The sequence below is a fragment of the Plantibacter sp. H53 genome (assembly GCF_001650455.1).
GTDB classification, from domain to species: Bacteria; Actinomycetota; Actinomycetes; order Actinomycetales; family Microbacteriaceae; genus Plantibacter; species Plantibacter flavus_A.
Map to the genome: position 1 here is coordinate 1 of NZ_LWCT01000017.1, position 17,263 is coordinate 17,263.

Genomic DNA, 17,263 nt, shown 5'->3' on the forward strand with positions numbered 1-17,263 from the left:
GCCGGTGGCTACGCGCCGCCGCCGCCCGCTGCCGGCTCCTACCCGCCGCCGCCCGCAGGCGCCCCGCAGTACCAGCAGCCGTACGCCGCCGCTCAGCCCATGAGCCCGTCGGACGAGAAGCTCTGGTCGACGCTCATCCACATCGGTGGGATCTTCTTCGGATTCATCCCCCCGCTGATCGGCTACCTGGTCCTCAAGGACCGCGGCCCGTTCATCAAGGCGCACACGCTCACCGCGCTGAACTTCCAGCTGACGATGCTGATCGCGCTCGTGGTCGGCTCGATCTTGACGATCGTCGTCGTGGGTCTGTTCATCATCATCGCCGTCTACGTCGTCGTGATCGTGTTCAGCATCATCGCCGCGATCAAGGCGAACAAGGGCGAGCTGTACAGCTACCCGCTCACGATCCAGTTCATCAAGGCCTGATCCGTCGAGACGCCTGAGAACAGCCCCGTCCGGTCCGCCGGGCGGGGCTGTTCTGCGTCTCGGGTGGCGTCAGTCGCCGACCAGACGGCGGACGACCGCGTCGGCGAGGAGCCGTCCGCGGCGCGTGAGCTCCAGCCGTCCGAGCAGGGCCTGGCGAGCGTCGACCAGTTCCTCGGCGATGAGCCCGGCGACCGCCGTGCGAGCCTCGGGGGCGAGCGTCCGGATGGGGATGCCGTCCCGCGTGCGGGTGAGCAGCAGGATACGTTCGAGTTCCCGGGTCTCGTCGTCCAGGGTCTCCCGCCCGGCGGCCGGCGACTCCCCCGCCGCGATCCGCTGGGCGTACGCCGCCGGATGCTTGACGTTCCACCAGCGCACCCCGCCGACGTGGCTGTGCGACCCCGGGCCCACACCCCACCAGTCCTCGCCGGTCCAGTAGGAGAGGTTGTGCCGGGAGCGGTGCGTGTCGTCCGTCGCCCAGTTGCTGACCTCGTACCAGCCGTAGCCGGCTTCGGTGAGGAGATCGTCGGCGAGCTCGTACATGTCGGCCTGCAGGTCTTCGTCGGGGGTCCCCACCACGCCCGAGCGGATCTGGCGCGCGAGTTTCGTCCCGGGTTCGACGATGAGCGAATAGGCCGACACGTGGTCCGGTGCGCAGGCGATCGCCGTCTCGAGTGAGACGCGCCAGTCGGCCAGGGTCTCCCCCGGCGTCCCGTAGATGAGGTCCAGGCTGACGCCGAGGCCGGCCTCGCGAGCCCACTGCACGACGAGCGGCACCCGAGCCGGATCGTGCGTGCGCTCGAGGGTGGCGAGCACGCTCGGCACCGCGGACTGCATCCCGAAGGAGACCCGGGTGAATCCGGCTTCGGCGAGCGTGCGGAGGTAGGCGGCGTCGACCGAGTCGGGGTTCGCCTCGGTCGTCACTTCGGCGCCGGGCGCGAGGTCGAAGTTGTCCGTCACGCCACGGAGCATCCGGACGAGGTCGTCAGCAGGCAGGAGGGTCGGCGTGCCGCCACCGAAGAACACGGTCGAGACCGGTCGGTCGGGGACGGTCGATGACGCCAGGACGGACTTGCCGAAGCGGAGTTCCGCGACCGCCTCGTCGGCGTAGTCAGACTGCTTCGCGCCGCGGAGCTCGGTCGCCGTGTAGGTGTTGAAGTCGCAGTAGCCGCATCGGACCCGGCAGAACGGGACGTGCAGGTAGACCCCGAAATTGCGCTCGTGGGCACCGACGGCCGCCGTCTCCGGGAGGAGTCCGTCGGACGGGGCCGGATCGGCGAGTGGGAGGGCGCTCGGCACGGTCCGTCGCTCAGACGCCGCGCGACGGCAGGAGTGCGCGGAGGTAGGCGTCGTTCATGGTCTTGCGACGACGCTTGGAGCCGACGAGCTTCGCTGCACCCTTCGTCGGGCGGAAGAACGAGCGCACGACGATCCAGACGGAGTCGTCCTCGCGCTGCTCGATCGTGAAGGACTGCTCGCCGCTCTCCGGATCGCCCTCCATCGTGCCGATGGCCAGGCTCACGTGACCCGGCTCCTCGGTGACGGAGATGACGCGATGCGGCCCGACGAGCGGTTCCCCGCCGACGGCGCCGGCGAAGACGACCGTCGTGCCCGGGGTGATGAACGGCGTGCCGTCCTCGGCGAAGCGCTGCTCCTCGTGCGTCTCGATGGGCTCCAGCGGCGTACCGTCCTCGGCGAAGGCGATGCCGCCGTACTGCACGCCCGTGCCGGGGTGCACCTCGGAGATCTCCACGCCGCTCGAGCGGTGCAGTCCCCAGGTGAGGAGGGCGCTGCTCGCGAGGGCGAACCGCTCATCACCGCTCCCGAGGCGGAACTCGTCCTCCGACGGCACGTAGCCCTCCGGCGGGTACTGCATGAGGTCGGTCCGCTGGGTCGCGCCAACGGCCGCGTAGTCGACCGCTTCGTCCTCGAACGAACTGCGTCGTGCGTTCACTTCTTGTCCTTCGTCTCCACGTCCCCGGAGAGCGCCGCGATGAACGCCTCCTGAGGCACCTCGACCTTGCCGACCATCTTCATCCGCTTCTTGCCCTCCTTCTGCTTCTCGAGGAGCTTGCGCTTGCGGGTGATGTCACCGCCGTAGCACTTGGCCAGGACGTCCTTGCGCATGGCACGGACCGACTCGCGGGCGATGATCCGCGCACCGATGGCGGCCTGGATCGGCACCTCGAACTGCTGGCGCGGGATGAGCTTCTTCAGGCGCTCGGTCATGAGCACACCGTAGGCGTACGCCTTCTCGCGGTGGACGATGGCACTGAAGGCGTCGACCTGGTCGCCCTGCAACAGGATGTCGACCTTCACGAGGTCGGCGGCCTGCTGGCCGGAGGGCTCGTAGTCGAGCGATGCGTATCCCTGCGTGCGGCTCTTCAGGTGGTCGAAGAAGTCGAAGACGATCTCACCGAGCGGCATCGTGTACCGCAGCTCGACGCGGTCCTCACCGAGGTACTCCATCCCGAGCAGCGCACCTCGACGGCTCTGGCAGAGTTCCATGATGGTGCCGACGTAGTCCTTGGGGGCGAGGATGCCCACCTTGACCATCGGCTCGGACACCTCGAGGATCTTGCCGGAGGGGAACTCGCTCGGGTTGGTGACGGTGACGACCTGCTTGTCCTCCGTCTTCACCTCGTAGGTGACCGACGGCGCGGTGGCGATGAGGTCGAGGTCGAACTCGCGCTGCAACCGCTCGGTCACGATCTCAAGGTGGAGCAGGCCGAGGAAGCCGACGCGGAATCCGAAGCCGAGGGCGACGGAGGTCTCCGGCTCGTAGTTGAGTGAAGCGTCGGAGAGCTTGAGCTTGTCGAGCGCGTCGCGGAGGATCGGGTAGTCGCTGCCGTCGATCGGGTACAGACCGGAGAAGACCATCGGCTTCGGGTCGGTGTAGCCCGGGAGGGCGTCGGTCGCCGGCTTCACCGCGGTCGTGACGGTGTCGCCGACCTTCGACTGCCGGACGTCCTTCACGCCCGTGATGAGGTAGCCCACCTCACCGACGCCGAGGCCCTTGGTGGGCGTCGGTTCCGGCGAGCTGACGCCGATCTCGAGGAGGTCGTGCACTGCACGCGTCGACATCATCTGGATACGCTCACGCGGACTCAGCTGGCCGTCGATCATGCGGACGTAGGTGACGACGCCACGGTAGGTGTCGTAGACGGAGTCGAAGATCATGGCGCGCGTGGGTGCGTCCGGGTCGCCCACGGGGTTCGGGATGCGTCCGACGACGCGGTCGAGGAGGTCCTCGACACCCATGCCGGTCTTGCCGGACACCCGCAGGACGTCTTCGGGCTCGCCGCCGATGAGGCTCGCGAGCTCCTTCGCGTACTTGTCGGGATCGGCCGCCGGGAGGTCGATCTTGTTGAGCACCGGGATGATCTCGAGGTCGTTCTCGAGAGCGAGGTAAAGGTTCGCGAGTGTCTGCGCCTCGATACCCTGTGCGGCGTCGACGAGGAGGATCGCGCCCTCGCACGCGGCGAGCGACCGCGAGACCTCGTACGTGAAGTCGACGTGCCCGGGGGTGTCGATCATGTTGAGCGCGAAGGTCTCGCCGTTGAGCGACCACGGCATGCGCACGGCCTGGCTCTTGATGGTGATGCCGCGCTCGCGCTCGATGTCCATACGGTCGAGGTACTGCGCCCGCATGTCGCGGTCCGAGACGACCCCGGTGATCTGCAGCATGCGGTCCGCCAGGGTCGACTTGCCGTGGTCGATGTGGGCGATGATGCAGAAGTTCCGGATGAACGCCGGGTCGGTCGATGCCGGCTCGAGGGCCTTCACTGCTTGGGGGCTCACGCGTTCCTCGGGGTCAGGGGTGGAATCGGGCAACCCTCATTGTCCCACGGCGGGGGGGACCCGCGCTGCGGTACCCTGGATTGCCAGAACTCAGCCCGACTGGTAATGTTGCCTGTTGGCTTGCGTGTGAGTTGAGACCACACGAGAACTCGCTTGAAGACGCCCTCTTCCGTCCGACGGCACCGAACATCATTTCCTCGAACCGAAAGTTGACCCAACGTGGCAAACATCAAGTCGCAGATCAAGCGCATCGGCACCAACAAGAAGGCCAACGAGCGCAACAAGGCCGTCAAGAGCCAGCTGAAGACCGCCATCCGCGCAACCCGTGAGGCCGTCGTCGCCGGCGACAAGGCTCAGGCCGAGTCCGCACTCAAGCTCGCCTCGAAGAAGCTCGACAAGGCCGTGAGCAAGGGCGTCATCCACGAGAACCAGGCAGCGAACCGCAAGTCGGCCATCGCCAAGCAGGTCAACGCGCTCTAAGCGACACCAGCTGCAAGGCCCCGGCGTTCCTCGGAACGTGCGGGGCCTTTCGCGTCCCCGGTGCATGCTCGTCTCTGAGCACACCGCAGTCCCTGAGCGCACACCCGTCCCTAAGCGCAGACGGGTCCCTGAGCGCACACGGGTCCCTGAGCTTGTCGAAGGGCCGCCCGCCACCACGGCCAGCTCGACGTTCTACCGCCTCGACGGGTTACCGCTCTGAGAGATCGACCCCGCGTGCCGCGATGACGCCGACGAGCCGCTCGAGCGCGAACACCGGGTCGCGGCTCGCGCCCTTCACGCCGGCGTCGGTCTCTGCGAGCATCTGCACCACGCGGCCGATGCCGGCGTCCGTCCAACCGGACAGGTCCCGACGGGCGCGGTCGACCTGCCACGGCGCGAGACCGAACTGCTGGGCGATCTGCCCGGACCCGCCGCGTGCCGACGACACCTTGGCCATCGTGCGGATCTTCATCGCGAACGCGGCGACGATCGGCACCGGGTCGGCACCCGAGTCGAGCGCCTGCCGCAGGGCGAGCAGCGCTTCCCCGTGGCGCCCGGCGATCGCGGCGTCGGCGACGTCGAACGCGCTCGTCTCGAGACGACCGCCGTAGTACTTGTTGACCGTCTGCTCGGTGATCTCCTCGGACGCGTCGGCCATGAGCTGACTGCACGCGGCTGCGAGCTCGGCGAGGTCGTCGGAGAAGGCGCCGACGAGTGCACGGAGCGCCTGGGGCGTGATCCGCCGACCGGCCGTCTTGAACTCAGCCGCGGCGAAGTCGGCCTTGTCGCTGTCCCGCTTGAGTTCGGTGCAGACGATCTCGACACCGCCACCGGTGCCCGCGCGGATGGCGTCGAGCAGCTTCTTGCCGCGCACGCCTCCGTTATGCCGCAGCACGAGGTAGGCGCCCTCCGGCGGTGCTTCGAGATACCGGATGGCTTCGGTGAGGAACTGGTCGGAACACTTCTCGACCTGGCTGACGCGGACGAGCCGGGGCTCGCCGAAGAGCGACGGGCTCGCGACCGTGAGCAGCTCCCCCGGAGCGTAGCTGTCGGCGGCGACGTCGTTGACCTCGAGCGAGGGGTCTTCGGAGACGAGGAAGTCGCGCAGCCGCCGGATCGCCCGGTCGGCCAGGAAGGACTCCGTGCCGGACACCAACACGACGGGCGCCGGGCGGATCTCGGACCAGCCGAGTTGCGGGATCGCCGCCGAGGCCTTGGCCGCCGTCTTGGCCTTCCCGCGACCGGCGGAACGTGGTGCAGCCACAGCGGCTCCTCTCGACCGTCCGAGTCTACCGGCGACCGCCGACGCCAGGCGGGGCGGTCGGCGGCTCACCCGCCGCGCTCCGACCACACGCGGAACCCGCCGCCGTCGCCCGGGCCGAGGACGATGGTCCCCGACTCGTCCGTGCGGAGGACCTCGGCCCCGGTGGCCTCGTAGAGCTCGAGCGCTGAGCGCGTCGGGTGCCCGTAGCCGTTGTCGGTCCCGACGGAGACGAGCGCCACCGTCGCGCCCACCCGGCGCGCCAGGCGGTCGCTCTGATCGGCGGAACCGTGATGCGACACCTTGACGATGTCGACCGCGTCCCCGAGCGCGTGCCGACCGAGCAGCCGGTCCTGTGCCTCCTCACCGAGGTCGCCGAGCAGCAGCACCGATGTGGCGAGCAGGTCGAACCGGACCACCACGCTCGCGTCGTTCCCCGGTTCGACGCCGCCTGCCGCGGGGTCCGGCCACAGGACGCGCCACGGCGCCGCGCTCTCCGGATCCCCCAGCACCCCCTGGTCTCCGGCGCCGGCCTGTCGCACCTCGGCACCGGCCGCTCGGAGCACTCGGGCGATGCGCTCGTCCTCCGGGTCGTCCACCGGCCCGAGCAGCACCTCGTCGACCCTCCCGACGACCGCGTCGAGGCCGCCGACGTGGTCGAGGTCGTAGTGGGTGAGGACGAGCAGCTCGATGCGAGAGACCCCGAGCTCGTCCAAACACGCGCGGAGCGGTTCTGGGTCGGGCCCGACGTCGACGAGCGCGGTGGCGGTGCCCTGTCGCAGGAGGACCGCGTCGCCCTGACCGACGTCGCAGGCGGCGACGATCCAGTCGCCCGGCCGGTGCAGGGCCGGGCCGAGTCCGTCCCCGACCGCCCGACCGCACACTGCCACGAGCGACACGACCACCGCCACCCCGATCGTCCTCGACCACCGCGGAGGCAGATTCCGACCGAACAGCAGGAGCGTGGCGATCAGGGCCGTCGGCACGGTGACGAGCACGACGCCGAGTAGTCCCTCCGGCCAGGGCACCCGTGCAGCAGGGACGCCCTCGAACCACCGGGCCACCGCGGCGATCCAGGTCGCGGGCACCCACCCGAGCCACGCGACGAGCAATGCGAGTGGTGGTGCGAACGGGACCAGCAGGCAGGCGAGCAGCCCGAGCATGGTCGCGGGCGCGGCGGCCGGGCCCGCGAGCAGGTTCGCGGGGACGCCGCCGAGCTGGATCGCTGGGTCGAGGAGGACGAGCATCGGCTGGCAGGCGAGCTGGGCGGCCGCCGGGATCGCGATGAGGGCCGCTATCCCCCGCGGCAGCCATCTACCGAGTACCTCCGTCAGCGGCCCGCTGAGCAACAGGAGGCCGGCGGTTGCGAGCACCGAGAGTCCGAAACCGTACTGCCCGGCCAGCCAGGGGTCGGCGACGAGGAGCACGACCACCGCCAACGACAGCGCGGCGAGGCCACGGATCGGCCGCCCGAAGCCGCCCAGCACCAGGACGAAGGCAGCCATGAGTGCTGCCCGCTGCACGCTCGGTTGGGGCGTCACGAGGACCACGAAGGCGACGAGGCACAGCAGGGCGCACGAGATCCTGAGCTTCCGCCCACCGCCGAGCGCTGCGACCGCGGTGCTGACGAGCCACACGATGACCGCACAGTTCGCGCCGGACACGGCCGTCAGATGCGAGAGCGAACTGCGCTGCATCGACTCGGTGACCGCGTCGCTCACCTGGCTCACATCGCCGATCGCGAGGCCGGGCAGCAGCTCCCCGCCCGGACCGGGCAAGGTGGACGCGAGCCCGACGAGCCCGGAACGGAGCGACGCCGACCAGTCGAGGATCGCCGGCGGCTCCCCCAGCAGCTCGGGTTCCTCCCGTGCGAACAGCAGCGCTGCCCGCGCATCACCCGGTGCATTCCATCGGAGGGGGCCGTCGACGCGCCAGCGCTCACCGATCCTCGGCGCCCGATCCGCCGGCACCGGCGCGAAGACGAGGACCGGCACCGAGAGTCCCTCCAGGGCTCCCACGTCGTCCGAGACCGTCACCAGGTCGGCCGCGAACCGAACCGTGGGTGCAGCCGTGACCGAACCGGTGGGCACGGCGTCGCCGGTCACCACGACCTCGGCGGTGACGGGCGTGCTCCCGAGCGCTTGCAGCGCCTCCGGCTGCCGATCAGGCGCGCGTGCGGCGATCGACGCGGCGACCATGCCGAACAGCGCCGCAGCACACGCGCAGAGCAAGAGTGTCGTGGTGACGACAGACCCTGTCCGGCGCTCCCCCGGGCGATACTCTGCACGGCGACGCCGGACGACCGTGCTGCACCCGAGGCAGGCGGAGGCGACGACGAACGCGACCAGCACCGCACCCCAGGCCAGCGTCGGAGCCGCGCTGCAGACGGCCGCACCGACCCAGGTGACCGCCGCCGGGATGAGGAGGCGTGGGAACCGCATCGCGCGCTCACCTCGCCCGGACGTCGGTCCGGCGGCCGCGTCCGCGGTCACACCGTCGCCGCCGCGCGAAGCCCCTCGAGGGTCTTCGCGCCGATGCCTTCGACCGCGCTCAGGTCGTCGAGGGTGGCGAACGGCCCGTTCGCCTCCCGCCAGGCGACGATGCGTGCAGCCAGGGCCTCCCCGATCCGCGGGAGTGCGGTGAGTTCGGCCGCGGATGCCGTGTTCACGTTGACGAGCTGCGAGCCGGACGGGCTCCCGGCAGCCGACCCGCTCGCGCCTCCGCCAGGTGGCACCTCGCCGACCACGGGGACATAGAGCTGCTCGCCGTCGTTCACGAACCGTGCGAGGTTCACGGCACTGGTGTCCGCTTCCGGTAGGAGGCCGCCGGCGGACGCCACCGCATCGAACGCACGTGACCCGTCCGGCAGCCGATAGACACCAGGGGCCGCGACCGCTCCGAGTACATGGATGAACAGCTCCCCCGCCGCCGAGCCGGCGGGCGCGGTCGATCCCGGTGTGACGGCGGGCACGGCGCTCGCGTCAGCCGACAGCTCCACCCCACCGATCGTCCTGACCGCCCCGCCTGAGGTGAACAGCGAGACGAGGATGGCGACCACGAGCGCCGCGATCACCAGCACGACGACCGCCCCGGCGCGGAACTCCGGGCGCGGTAGCTCACCGAGCACACGGCGCGTGGACGAACGCCTGGACGGCACCGGGTGGGACGTGGGTTCCGGTTCGATGGTCATCCTCGAACGCTACGAGCCCGGACGCCCCGCACCACACGCTCGCCGTCGCCATGGGCACCGACCGCACCGCGACGACCCCTGTGGAGCGCGTTCGCCTGGGATGCAGAATGCAGTCAGCTCACCGAGCGCCTCGGTGTTGACTGGTCGTCTTCCGACCGGGGGGTCAGGCCACTCTGGCTGGCTCAGCCCGCTCTCGCGTCGAAGACTGCCCGAACCAGATCCACAGCGGGCGAGCGGTCACGACGATGAGCACCGCGAACAGGCTCTGATTGATGACGCCGAACCACGAGAGTCCGCCGAGCAGCACGAAGACGGTCCAGTTCACGGCGATGTCGGCGACGATCACCGCGATACCGAGCACGATGCCGGAGCGCCGTCGAAGGATGATCAGCACCGCGGTGATGGGGTCCAAGACCGTGAGTGTCACCCAGAACAGCCGGACGCCGGGAGGGAAGCCGCCGTAGACGTCCAACCCGCCGAGGATCAGATCCGCGGTGTGCGTCGTCGTCCCGACGAGGAAGCCGACCACCCACAGGATCTGGAACACGCGGAGCGTTCGTACGGCTGGGGCGGGAGCGATCACCCGGTCATGCTACCGAGGAAGCAGGGCAGACTGCCGCCGGATGGGACAAGCGGATCGGACTCGAGGGTGGCGCCCAGCGCTCCGAGCGTGTTCGGGACGGGCCACAGGGCCCGCCCCGAACCGCATCAACCCTTCGTGGCGATGCTCACCACGCGCGGCGCACGCACCACGACGTTGACGATCTCGCGGTCGCCCACGGAACGCTGCACTGCCGCACTCGCGCGTGCGAGCTGCTCGAGCTCCTCGCCGGAGATCTTCGGCGACACCTCGAGCCGTTCGCGGACCTTGCCGTCGACCTGGACCACCGCGGTCACCTGGTCCTCGACCAACAGCGACCGGTCGGCCTTCCGCCACGGCACCAGCGAGACGGACGGCTGGTAGCCGAGCTTGGCCCACATGTCCTCGGCGGTGAAGGGCGCGAAGAGGTCGAGCGCCATGGCCGTGACCTCGGCGGACTCTCGCACGGCTGGGTCGCCCGCGCCGGGCCCGGCGTCGATCGCCTTCCGCGTCGCGTTGACGAGCTCCATGAGCCGTGCCACGACGACGTTGAACTTGCCCGCCTCGATGAGCCCTGGAGCCTCCGCGAGGAAGTGATGCGTGACCTTCCGCAGCTTCTCGTCGCCGTCCTTCCAGGCGACGTCGGGCGAGCTGGTGACGTCGTGCGCGACCCGCCAGGCGCGTGCCAGGAACTTGGCCGAACCGGCCGGCGAGACGTCCGCCCAGTCGATGTCGTCCTCCGGAGGACCGGCGAACGCCATCGTCACGCGCAGGGCGTCGGCGCCGTACGACCGCAGCTCCTGGGCGAACTCCACCAGGTTGCCCTTGCTCTTGCTCATCTTCGAACCGTCGAGGATGACCATGCCCTGGTTGAGGAGCGCGCTGAAGGGCTCGGTGAAACCGACCTTGCCGAGGTCGAACAGGACCTTCGTGATGAACCGCGAGTAGAGCAGGTGCAGGATCGCGTGCTCGACACCACCGACATACTGGTCGACCGGGGCCCACTTGTCGGCCTCCTTCGGGTCGAACGCGATCTCGTCGGAGGTCGGGTTCAGGAACCGGAGGAAGTACCACGAGCTGTCGACGAAGGTGTCCATGGTGTCGGAGTCGCGCTTCGCAGGCTTCCCGCACGACGGGCAGTCCACGTTGATCCAGTCCTCTGCCGCCGCGAGCGGGCTCATGCCCTTCGGACGCAGGTCGAGACCCGCGGCGTCCGGCAGCCGCACGGGGAGCTGATCCTCGGGGACCGGCACCTCGCCACAGGCGTCGCAGTGGATGATCGGGATCGGCGTGCCCCAGTAGCGCTGTCGCGAGATGAGCCAGTCGCGGAGACGGTAGTTCTTCGTCTTCGCGCCGAGACCGCTCGACGCGAGCGCCGCAGTGACCTTCGGGATCGCGTTCGCCTTGCTCAGGCCGTCGAACGGGCCGGAGTTCGTCAGGCGACCGTCGCCCGTCAGCGCGACACCCGTCTTGGCGGGATCGATCGACGGGAGGTCCTCCGGCAGCTCACCGTCGACGATGATCGGGATGGCACCGGTGACGGGCTGGGTGGTGTCCACCACGACACGCACGGGCAGGTCGAACGCCCGCGCGAAGTCGAGGTCGCGCTGGTCGTGCGCGGGAACCGCCATGATCGCCCCGTGACCGTAGTCGGCCAGGACGTAGTCGGCCGCCCAGATCGGCAGGCGCTCGCCACTCAGCGGGTTGATCGCGTAGCGCTCGAGGAACACGCCGGTCTTCTGGCGGTCGGTCGCGAGCCGCGCGATCTCGCTCTCGCCCTTGACGCTGTCGAGGTAGGCCTGGAAGCGCCCCTTGACCTCGTCGGAGGTGTCGGCGACGAGCTCGGCTGCGAGCTCGGAGTCGGGCGCCACGACCATGAACGTCACGCCGTACAGCGTGTCGGGTCGGGTCGTGTACACGGAGACCGGCTCGGCACGACCCTCGATGGAGAACGAGACGTCCGCACCGTTGGATCGACCGATCCAGTTCCGCTGCATGCTGAGCACCTTGGCCGGCCAGGTGCCCTCGAGCTGGTTGAGGTCGTCGATCAGGCGGTCCGCGTAGTCGGTGATGCGGAAGTACCACTGGGTGAGCTTCTTCTTCGTCACCTCGGCGCCGCAGCGCTCGCAGTGTCCGTCGACGACCTGCTCGTTCGCGAGCACGGTCTGGTCGTTCGGGCACCAGTTGACGGGGCTCGCCTTGCGGTACGCGAGGCCCTTCTCGAACAGCTGGAGGAACAGCCACTGGTTCCACCGGTAGTACTCGGGGTCGCTCGTGTGGAGCTCGCGGTCCCAGTCGAACGAGGGGCCGTACTGACGGAAGCTGGCCTTCTGCTGCGCGATGTTCGCGTAGGTCCACTCGCGTGGGTCGACACCGCGCTGGATGGCCGCGTTCTCGGCGGGGAGACCGAACGAGTCCCAGCCGATCGGGTGCAGGACGTTGAAGCCCTGGTGACGCCAGTACCGCGCGACGATGTCGCCGAAACCGAACGCCTCGGCGTGACCCATGTGCAGGTCGCCCGAGGGATACGGGAACATGTCGAGCACGTACTTGCGCGGACGTTTGTCGGCAGGATCTCCTGCTGCGAAGGGCTTCAGCTCGTCCCAGACGGGAAGCCACTTCTCCTGGATCGCCTGGAAGTCGTACCGCTCGCCGTCTCGGCGGTCGTCGGTGTTGCGCTCGTCTGACACGTCACTCTCAATCACTGCAGGTGCTGGGGGTGGAATCCCGTGGGTTGCTCGCACGGCGCTCGGCCGCAGGATGGACGGGCTGGAGCGCACGACGGCGCTCCGTCCAACGGTCAAGCCTACCGGGATTCGGCAGGCGGACGTCCGACGCCGAGTGCGGCCAGCGGGGCCGCCGCCTTGGTCCACGTCTCCTCGAGCTCCTCCCGGGCGTCGGACAGCGCCGTGATCCCACCACCCGTGCCGATCGACGCACCCTGCGGATCGATCACGATCGAGCGGATGACCATGGCGAGGTCCATCGATCCGTCCGCGGACAGCAGGCCGAAGGCACCGGCGTACACCCCGCGCGGCCCCGCTTCGAGGTCGTACAGCAGCTCCATCGCCCGGCGTTTCGGGGCCCCGGTCATCGATCCGGCCGGGAACGCGACCTCGACGACGTCGAGCGCGTCCAGTCCTGTGCGCAACCGTCCTTCGACGGTGCTGACGAGTTGGTGCACCTGCGGGTAGCTCTCGACGTGGTGGAGCGCCGTCACCGCCACGGAACCCAGCTCGCAGACTCTGGAGAGGTCGTTCCGCATCAGATCGACGATCATGAGGTTCTCAGCGCGCTCCTTGGGACTCGCGAGCAGATCGGCGCGCTGACGGGCGTCCTCCTCGGGATCGTCGCCTCTCGGCCGGGTTCCCTTGATCGGCTTCGTCCGGACGCGGCCGTCGGCCGAGACCTCGAGGAACTGCTCCGGCGACGCGCTCGCGAGACTGATCGAACCGAACCGGAGGAAGCCGCCGTGGTGCGTGGGGCTCGTCCTGCGCAGCCGCAGATAGGTCGCGAGCGGGTCGTGGACGCCGTCGACGCGCAGGAGGTTCGTCAGGCACAACTGGTAGGCGTCACCACGGGTGATGTGTTCCTGGCACCGCTCGACGAGCCGCACGTATGCGGCGTCGCTGTGGCGGGGCGCGCAGACCCCGCCGGCAGCCTCGGCCACGGGAGGAGGCTCGGCCGCCGTGCTGAGCCGCTCGACGGTCGTCGCGATCCAGTCGGGATCGTCCGACGAGATCGTCACCGTCCGCGCCGCATGGTCGAACCGCACCTGATCGTCGAGGCGCAGGAAGAGCGCGTCCGGGGTGGCGGCCGCGTGTGCAGGAACCCCGACGAGCCCTGCCCCCGACTCGTAGCCGAACCACCCGACCCAATCGCCCGGGTCGGCGTCCGCACGCACGGTACGGAGGGCGTCGAGGATCGTCGTCCGGTCGACCGAGGCGGACACCTGGCTGACGCGCTCCACCGTGCCGAGCCGGACGTCCGCGACGAGGCGTTCGGTCCCGCGTCCGATGAGACTGACGCCGGTCCGGGCGCCCTGGCCAGAATCCAACCAGGCCGCACAGGGCTCGTCAGCGAACACGCGTCGGTAGACGTCCTCCGGCTCGGACCAGGCCGGGAGGACGACCTGCCGGCGTGCTCCGGTGGATCGCATCAGCCGACGGCCGCGATCGGCGGCGCGACGATCCGGAGGCGACCGGTCACGAGGTCGTCGGGAACCGGCGTGTGCGAGATCACGATGACCGCACGACCCTCGGATCCCGCGACACCGAGCAGGTCCTCGAGGAGGGCGGTCGCGCGCTCGGGATCGACGTTGGCCGTCGGCTCGTCGAGCACGAGCACGGGGAACTCGCGGAGGAGCGCACGGGCGAGGGCGATGCGCTGCGCCTGCCCCCCGGAGACGAGCGCGCCGTGCTCCCCCACCGGGCGGTCGAGTCCGCCGCGCTCGGCGAGCCAGGACGAGAGCCCGACGCGCTCCAGCACGGCCTCGAGCTCCGCGTCGTCGGCCGTGTCCCTCGCGAAGAGGAGGTTCTGGCGGATGTCTGCGTCGAAGAGGAACGGACGCTGCTCGACGAGCCCGATCGACTCGCGCAGCGTGTCCGGACGGAGGTCGCGTGCCTCGACACCGCCGACGCGGTACCCACCCTCGTACTCGAGGAAGCGGACGAGGGTGTGCGCCAGCGTGGTCTTCCCGGCTCCGCTGTCGCCTTCGACGAGCAGTCGGTCGCCGGCCGACAGTCGGAAGCTGATCGGTGCGAGCGCCGCCGCCGTACTCCCGGGCCACCGTGCGCTGAGGTTCTCCGCCTCGAGCATGACGCCGTCGAAGGTCGGCGTGAGGATGCTGCCGGAGTCCTCGTCCGGGATCTCGCGTGGGCGCTCGCTCGGGACCGCGTCCGCCACGCGCTCGGCACTCGCGACCGCTTCCCGCCAGGCCCCGAACGCGAGCGGCACCATCGCGCAGACCTCGAACACGGCGAGCGGGACGAGGACGATCACGGTGAGCGCCGGGCCGCCGATCGTTCCCAGTGCAGGCATGCCTGCCCAGAGCGCCGCGACGACGGACGCCCCGGAAGCCAGGGAGAGGACGGCGCCGGCCACCCCGGCGCCCGCGGCCCGCCGCACCATCGCGCGCGTGAGTGCCGCGTCGGCATGTTCGATCCGTGCCCGCGCGGCATCGACCGCGCCGTAGGCGGTCAGCACGTCGAGACCGGTCACGAGCTCGAGCAGGGCTTCCGACAGCGCACCGCGCAGCGGCGCGAGTTCGCGTTCGGCGCGCGCCGCCACCCGACTCACGAGCAACCACGAGACGAGGAATGCCGCGACGAGGCAGACCGCGAGCGCGATCCCGGCGGCCGGGAGCAGCGCGGTCGTGAGGATGACGGAGGCTCCGGCGACGACACCCGACACCACCAGTGGTTGGACGACCCGCAACGGCACGTTCTGCAGCTCGTCCACATCGGTCACCAGGCGGGTGAGGAGGTCGCCCCGCCCGGTGAGCTGCAGTCCGTCGGGAGCCACCGGGATGACGCGTTCGATGATGCCGGCGCGCAGCTGCGCCAACTGACGGAATGCGGCATCGTGGCTCAGCAGGCGTTCGAGGTACCGGAAGGACGCCCGGGCCAGCGCGAACGCGCGCACCCCGACGACGGCGACACCCAGCTCGACGATCGAGGGCTGCTCGGCGGCCTTCGTGATGAGGAACGCGCTCGAAGCGAGGAGGGCTACGGCGGCCCCCGCGGAGAGGATGCCGGCCAGGAGTCCAGGGACGAAGCGGCGAGCCGGTGGCTGCGCCAGTCGGATGATCTGTCGGACGCGCTCATCCATGGAGCATCACCTCGTCGTCCTGGACGCGTTCCGACCGCACGCGGATCTCGAGCACGGCATCCGCGTGTTCGACGATCGACGGTCGGTGGGTGATGACGATCACGGCCGCCCCGGCCCGAGCGGCGTCGCGCGCGGCCTCGATGACGAGCGCCTCGGACGCGGCGTCGAGCGCCGAACTCGGTTCGTCGAGCAGCAGCACCGGCGTTCCGGCATCCGCCGGGGTGCGCCGCAGCCGGTAGAGGGCCCTCGCGATCGCGATCCGTTGCGCCTGCCCACCGCTCACGCCGTCGCCGACCGCGCCGATGGGGTGTCCGAGCGGCAGCGCGGACAGCCCGAGTGCCGACAACGCCTCGACGATGAGCGCCTCGTCAGGGGCGCCGTCGCCCAGCGCGACGTTGCTGCCGACCGTCCCGGCGATGAGGACCGGACGCTGCGGCGCCCACGACAGCCAGCGTCGTCCGCCGGGCGTGGGCGGCACTCGTCTGCCGTCGTGCAGGATCGATCCGGTGGCGTCCATGAATCCGAGGATCGCCGACGCCATGCTCGTCTTCCCGGCTCCGCTGGCGCCGACGACAGCCGTCACCACGCCGGCCGGGAACGTCGCGTCGAGGTCGTCCAGCACCCGCAGCTCGTCGTACTGCACGCCGAGACCGTCGAGTACCAGGCCAGACGTCCGGCGAGCGGAGTCGCCGGCCGTTGCAGAATCGCCGACCTGATCAGGAGCCGACGGCGATTCGCGCACGGCCTTCGCCTCATCGAGGATCTCGAAGACCTCGTCGGCGGCGGTGACGCCCTCCGCGGCCGCGTGGTAGTTCGCACCGACGTTCCGCAGTGGCAGGAAGGCCTCCGGGGCCAGGATCAGTACGAAGAGCCCGGTTCCGAGGAGGAGCGAGCCGTCGAGGAGCCGCAGGCCGATGCCGACCGCGACCACGGCGACCGCGAGACTCGACAGCAGCTCGAGGGCGAAGCCGCTCACGAACGAGAACCGCAGGACCTTCATGGTCTCGACGCGGTACTCCTCGGTGACGGTTCGGATCCGCTGCACCTGCCGGTGCTGCCTTCCGAACAGCTTGAGGGTCGCCATGCCCGCGACGAGCTCCAGGAACCCGCGCGACAGGTGGGCCAGGGTCTCCCACTGGCGCCGCTGCACCGCCTGGGTCGCGAATCCGATGAGGATCATGAAGACGGGGATGAGCGGGAGCGTCACGATCACCGTGATGCCGCTGAGCGAGTCCTGGATGAAGATCACCGCCGCGATGATCGGCATGGCGATCATCGTGAGGATGAGCTGCGGGACATAGCGACCGAAGTACGCGTCCAGGGCGTCGAGCCCGCGGCCCGCAACGGTCGTCAGAGCGGCGGAGTTCCGACGCGAGACCCAACCCGGCCCGAGCGTCTCGAACGCGCCCGCGAGGGCCCGCCGCAACTGACTGCGGACGATCGCGGAGCCACGGGCGTTCACCGAGTCGGATGCCAGGACGGTACCGGCACGCAGCACCACGATGCCGATCAGCAGCCAGAGCGACGGCAGGAGCTCCTCGACCGGATCCCCCGCGATCGACCGGGACACGAGCTGGGCGACGAACCAGGCGAACCCGAGCGTGCAGGCGGTCTGGACGAGCGCGATGACCGCGCCGAGTCCGAGGACCGACCGGGCTCCGCGGGCATAGCGGAGCAGTCGCGGATCGAGGGGGCGCAC

General features: G+C 70.0%; 13 protein-coding genes. 2 read left to right on the forward strand and 11 right to left on the reverse strand.

What is annotated here, in order from left to right; translation table 11 throughout:
* Positions 1-426 (forward strand): DUF4870 domain-containing protein (locus tag A4X17_RS10190; RefSeq protein WP_231884354.1); only part of this gene is annotated, 426 nt, incomplete at its 5' end.
* Between the two features lie 69 nt (positions 427-495).
* Here the strand turns inward: A4X17_RS10190 and hemW are convergent.
* Genes hemW through lepA form a run of 3 tightly spaced genes read right to left on the reverse strand, consistent with a single transcriptional unit; the run spans position 496 to position 4,224 of the window.
* A complete protein-coding gene (gene hemW / locus A4X17_RS10195) occupies positions 496-1,722 on the reverse strand; it encodes a radical SAM family heme chaperone HemW (RefSeq protein ID WP_064295568.1) in 1,227 nt (408 codons plus the stop codon).
* A gap of 10 nt (positions 1,723-1,732) precedes the next feature.
* A complete protein-coding gene (locus tag A4X17_RS10200; RefSeq protein WP_064295569.1) occupies positions 1,733-2,377 on the reverse strand; it encodes a DUF1990 family protein in 645 nt (214 codons plus the stop codon).
* A complete protein-coding gene (lepA, locus tag A4X17_RS10205; RefSeq protein ID WP_064295570.1) occupies positions 2,374-4,224 on the reverse strand; it encodes a translation elongation factor 4 in 1,851 nt (616 codons plus the stop codon). Before lepA ends, A4X17_RS10200 begins: the two co-directional genes overlap by 4 nt.
* Before the next feature lie 219 nt (positions 4,225-4,443).
* On the opposite strand from lepA, the gene rpsT reads away from it, so the two are divergent.
* On the forward strand, positions 4,444-4,704 hold the full coding sequence (gene rpsT / locus A4X17_RS10210) for a 30S ribosomal protein S20 (protein ID WP_064295571.1): 261 nt from the start codon (positions 4,444-4,446) through the stop codon (positions 4,702-4,704).
* A gap of 208 nt (positions 4,705-4,912) precedes the next feature.
* Here the strand turns inward: rpsT and holA are convergent, their stop codons facing one another.
* From holA to cydD, 8 genes are all read right to left on the reverse strand, one after another.
* Positions 4,913-5,968 (reverse strand): DNA polymerase III subunit delta, encoded by a 1,056-nt coding sequence (holA, locus tag A4X17_RS10215; protein WP_064295572.1) that lies wholly within the window; start codon positions 5,966-5,968, stop codon positions 4,913-4,915.
* A 65-nt stretch (positions 5,969-6,033) separates the two neighbouring features.
* Positions 6,034-8,406 (reverse strand): ComEC/Rec2 family competence protein, encoded by a 2,373-nt coding sequence (locus A4X17_RS10220; RefSeq protein WP_064295608.1) that lies wholly within the window; start codon positions 8,404-8,406, stop codon positions 6,034-6,036.
* Between the two features lie 47 nt (positions 8,407-8,453).
* A complete protein-coding gene (locus tag A4X17_RS10225; RefSeq protein ID WP_082916085.1) occupies positions 8,454-9,155 on the reverse strand; it encodes a helix-hairpin-helix domain-containing protein in 702 nt (233 codons plus the stop codon).
* 163 nt (positions 9,156-9,318) lie between these two features.
* Positions 9,319-9,738, reverse strand: coding sequence for a hypothetical protein (locus tag A4X17_RS10230; RefSeq protein WP_139205388.1), 420 nt, complete (start codon positions 9,736-9,738; stop codon positions 9,319-9,321).
* A 125-nt stretch (positions 9,739-9,863) separates the two neighbouring features.
* On the reverse strand, positions 9,864-12,425 hold the full coding sequence (leuS, locus tag A4X17_RS10235; RefSeq protein WP_064295574.1) for a leucine--tRNA ligase: 2,562 nt from the start codon (positions 12,423-12,425) through the stop codon (positions 9,864-9,866).
* A 116-nt stretch (positions 12,426-12,541) separates the two neighbouring features.
* Positions 12,542-13,894: an anthranilate synthase component I family protein gene (locus A4X17_RS10240; RefSeq protein WP_064295575.1), complete on the reverse strand. Its 1,353-nt coding sequence runs from the start codon at positions 13,892-13,894 to the stop codon at positions 12,542-12,544.
* Entirely contained in the window at positions 13,894-15,564 is a 1,671-nt protein-coding gene (cydC, locus tag A4X17_RS10245) for a thiol reductant ABC exporter subunit CydC (protein WP_064295576.1), read from the reverse strand. Before cydC ends, A4X17_RS10240 begins: the two co-directional genes overlap by 1 nt.
* Complete coding sequence (gene cydD, locus A4X17_RS10250; protein WP_064295577.1) at positions 15,557-17,263, reverse strand: thiol reductant ABC exporter subunit CydD; 1,707 nt, start codon at positions 17,261-17,263, stop codon at positions 15,557-15,559. The genes cydC and cydD overlap by 8 nt, the downstream gene beginning before the upstream one ends.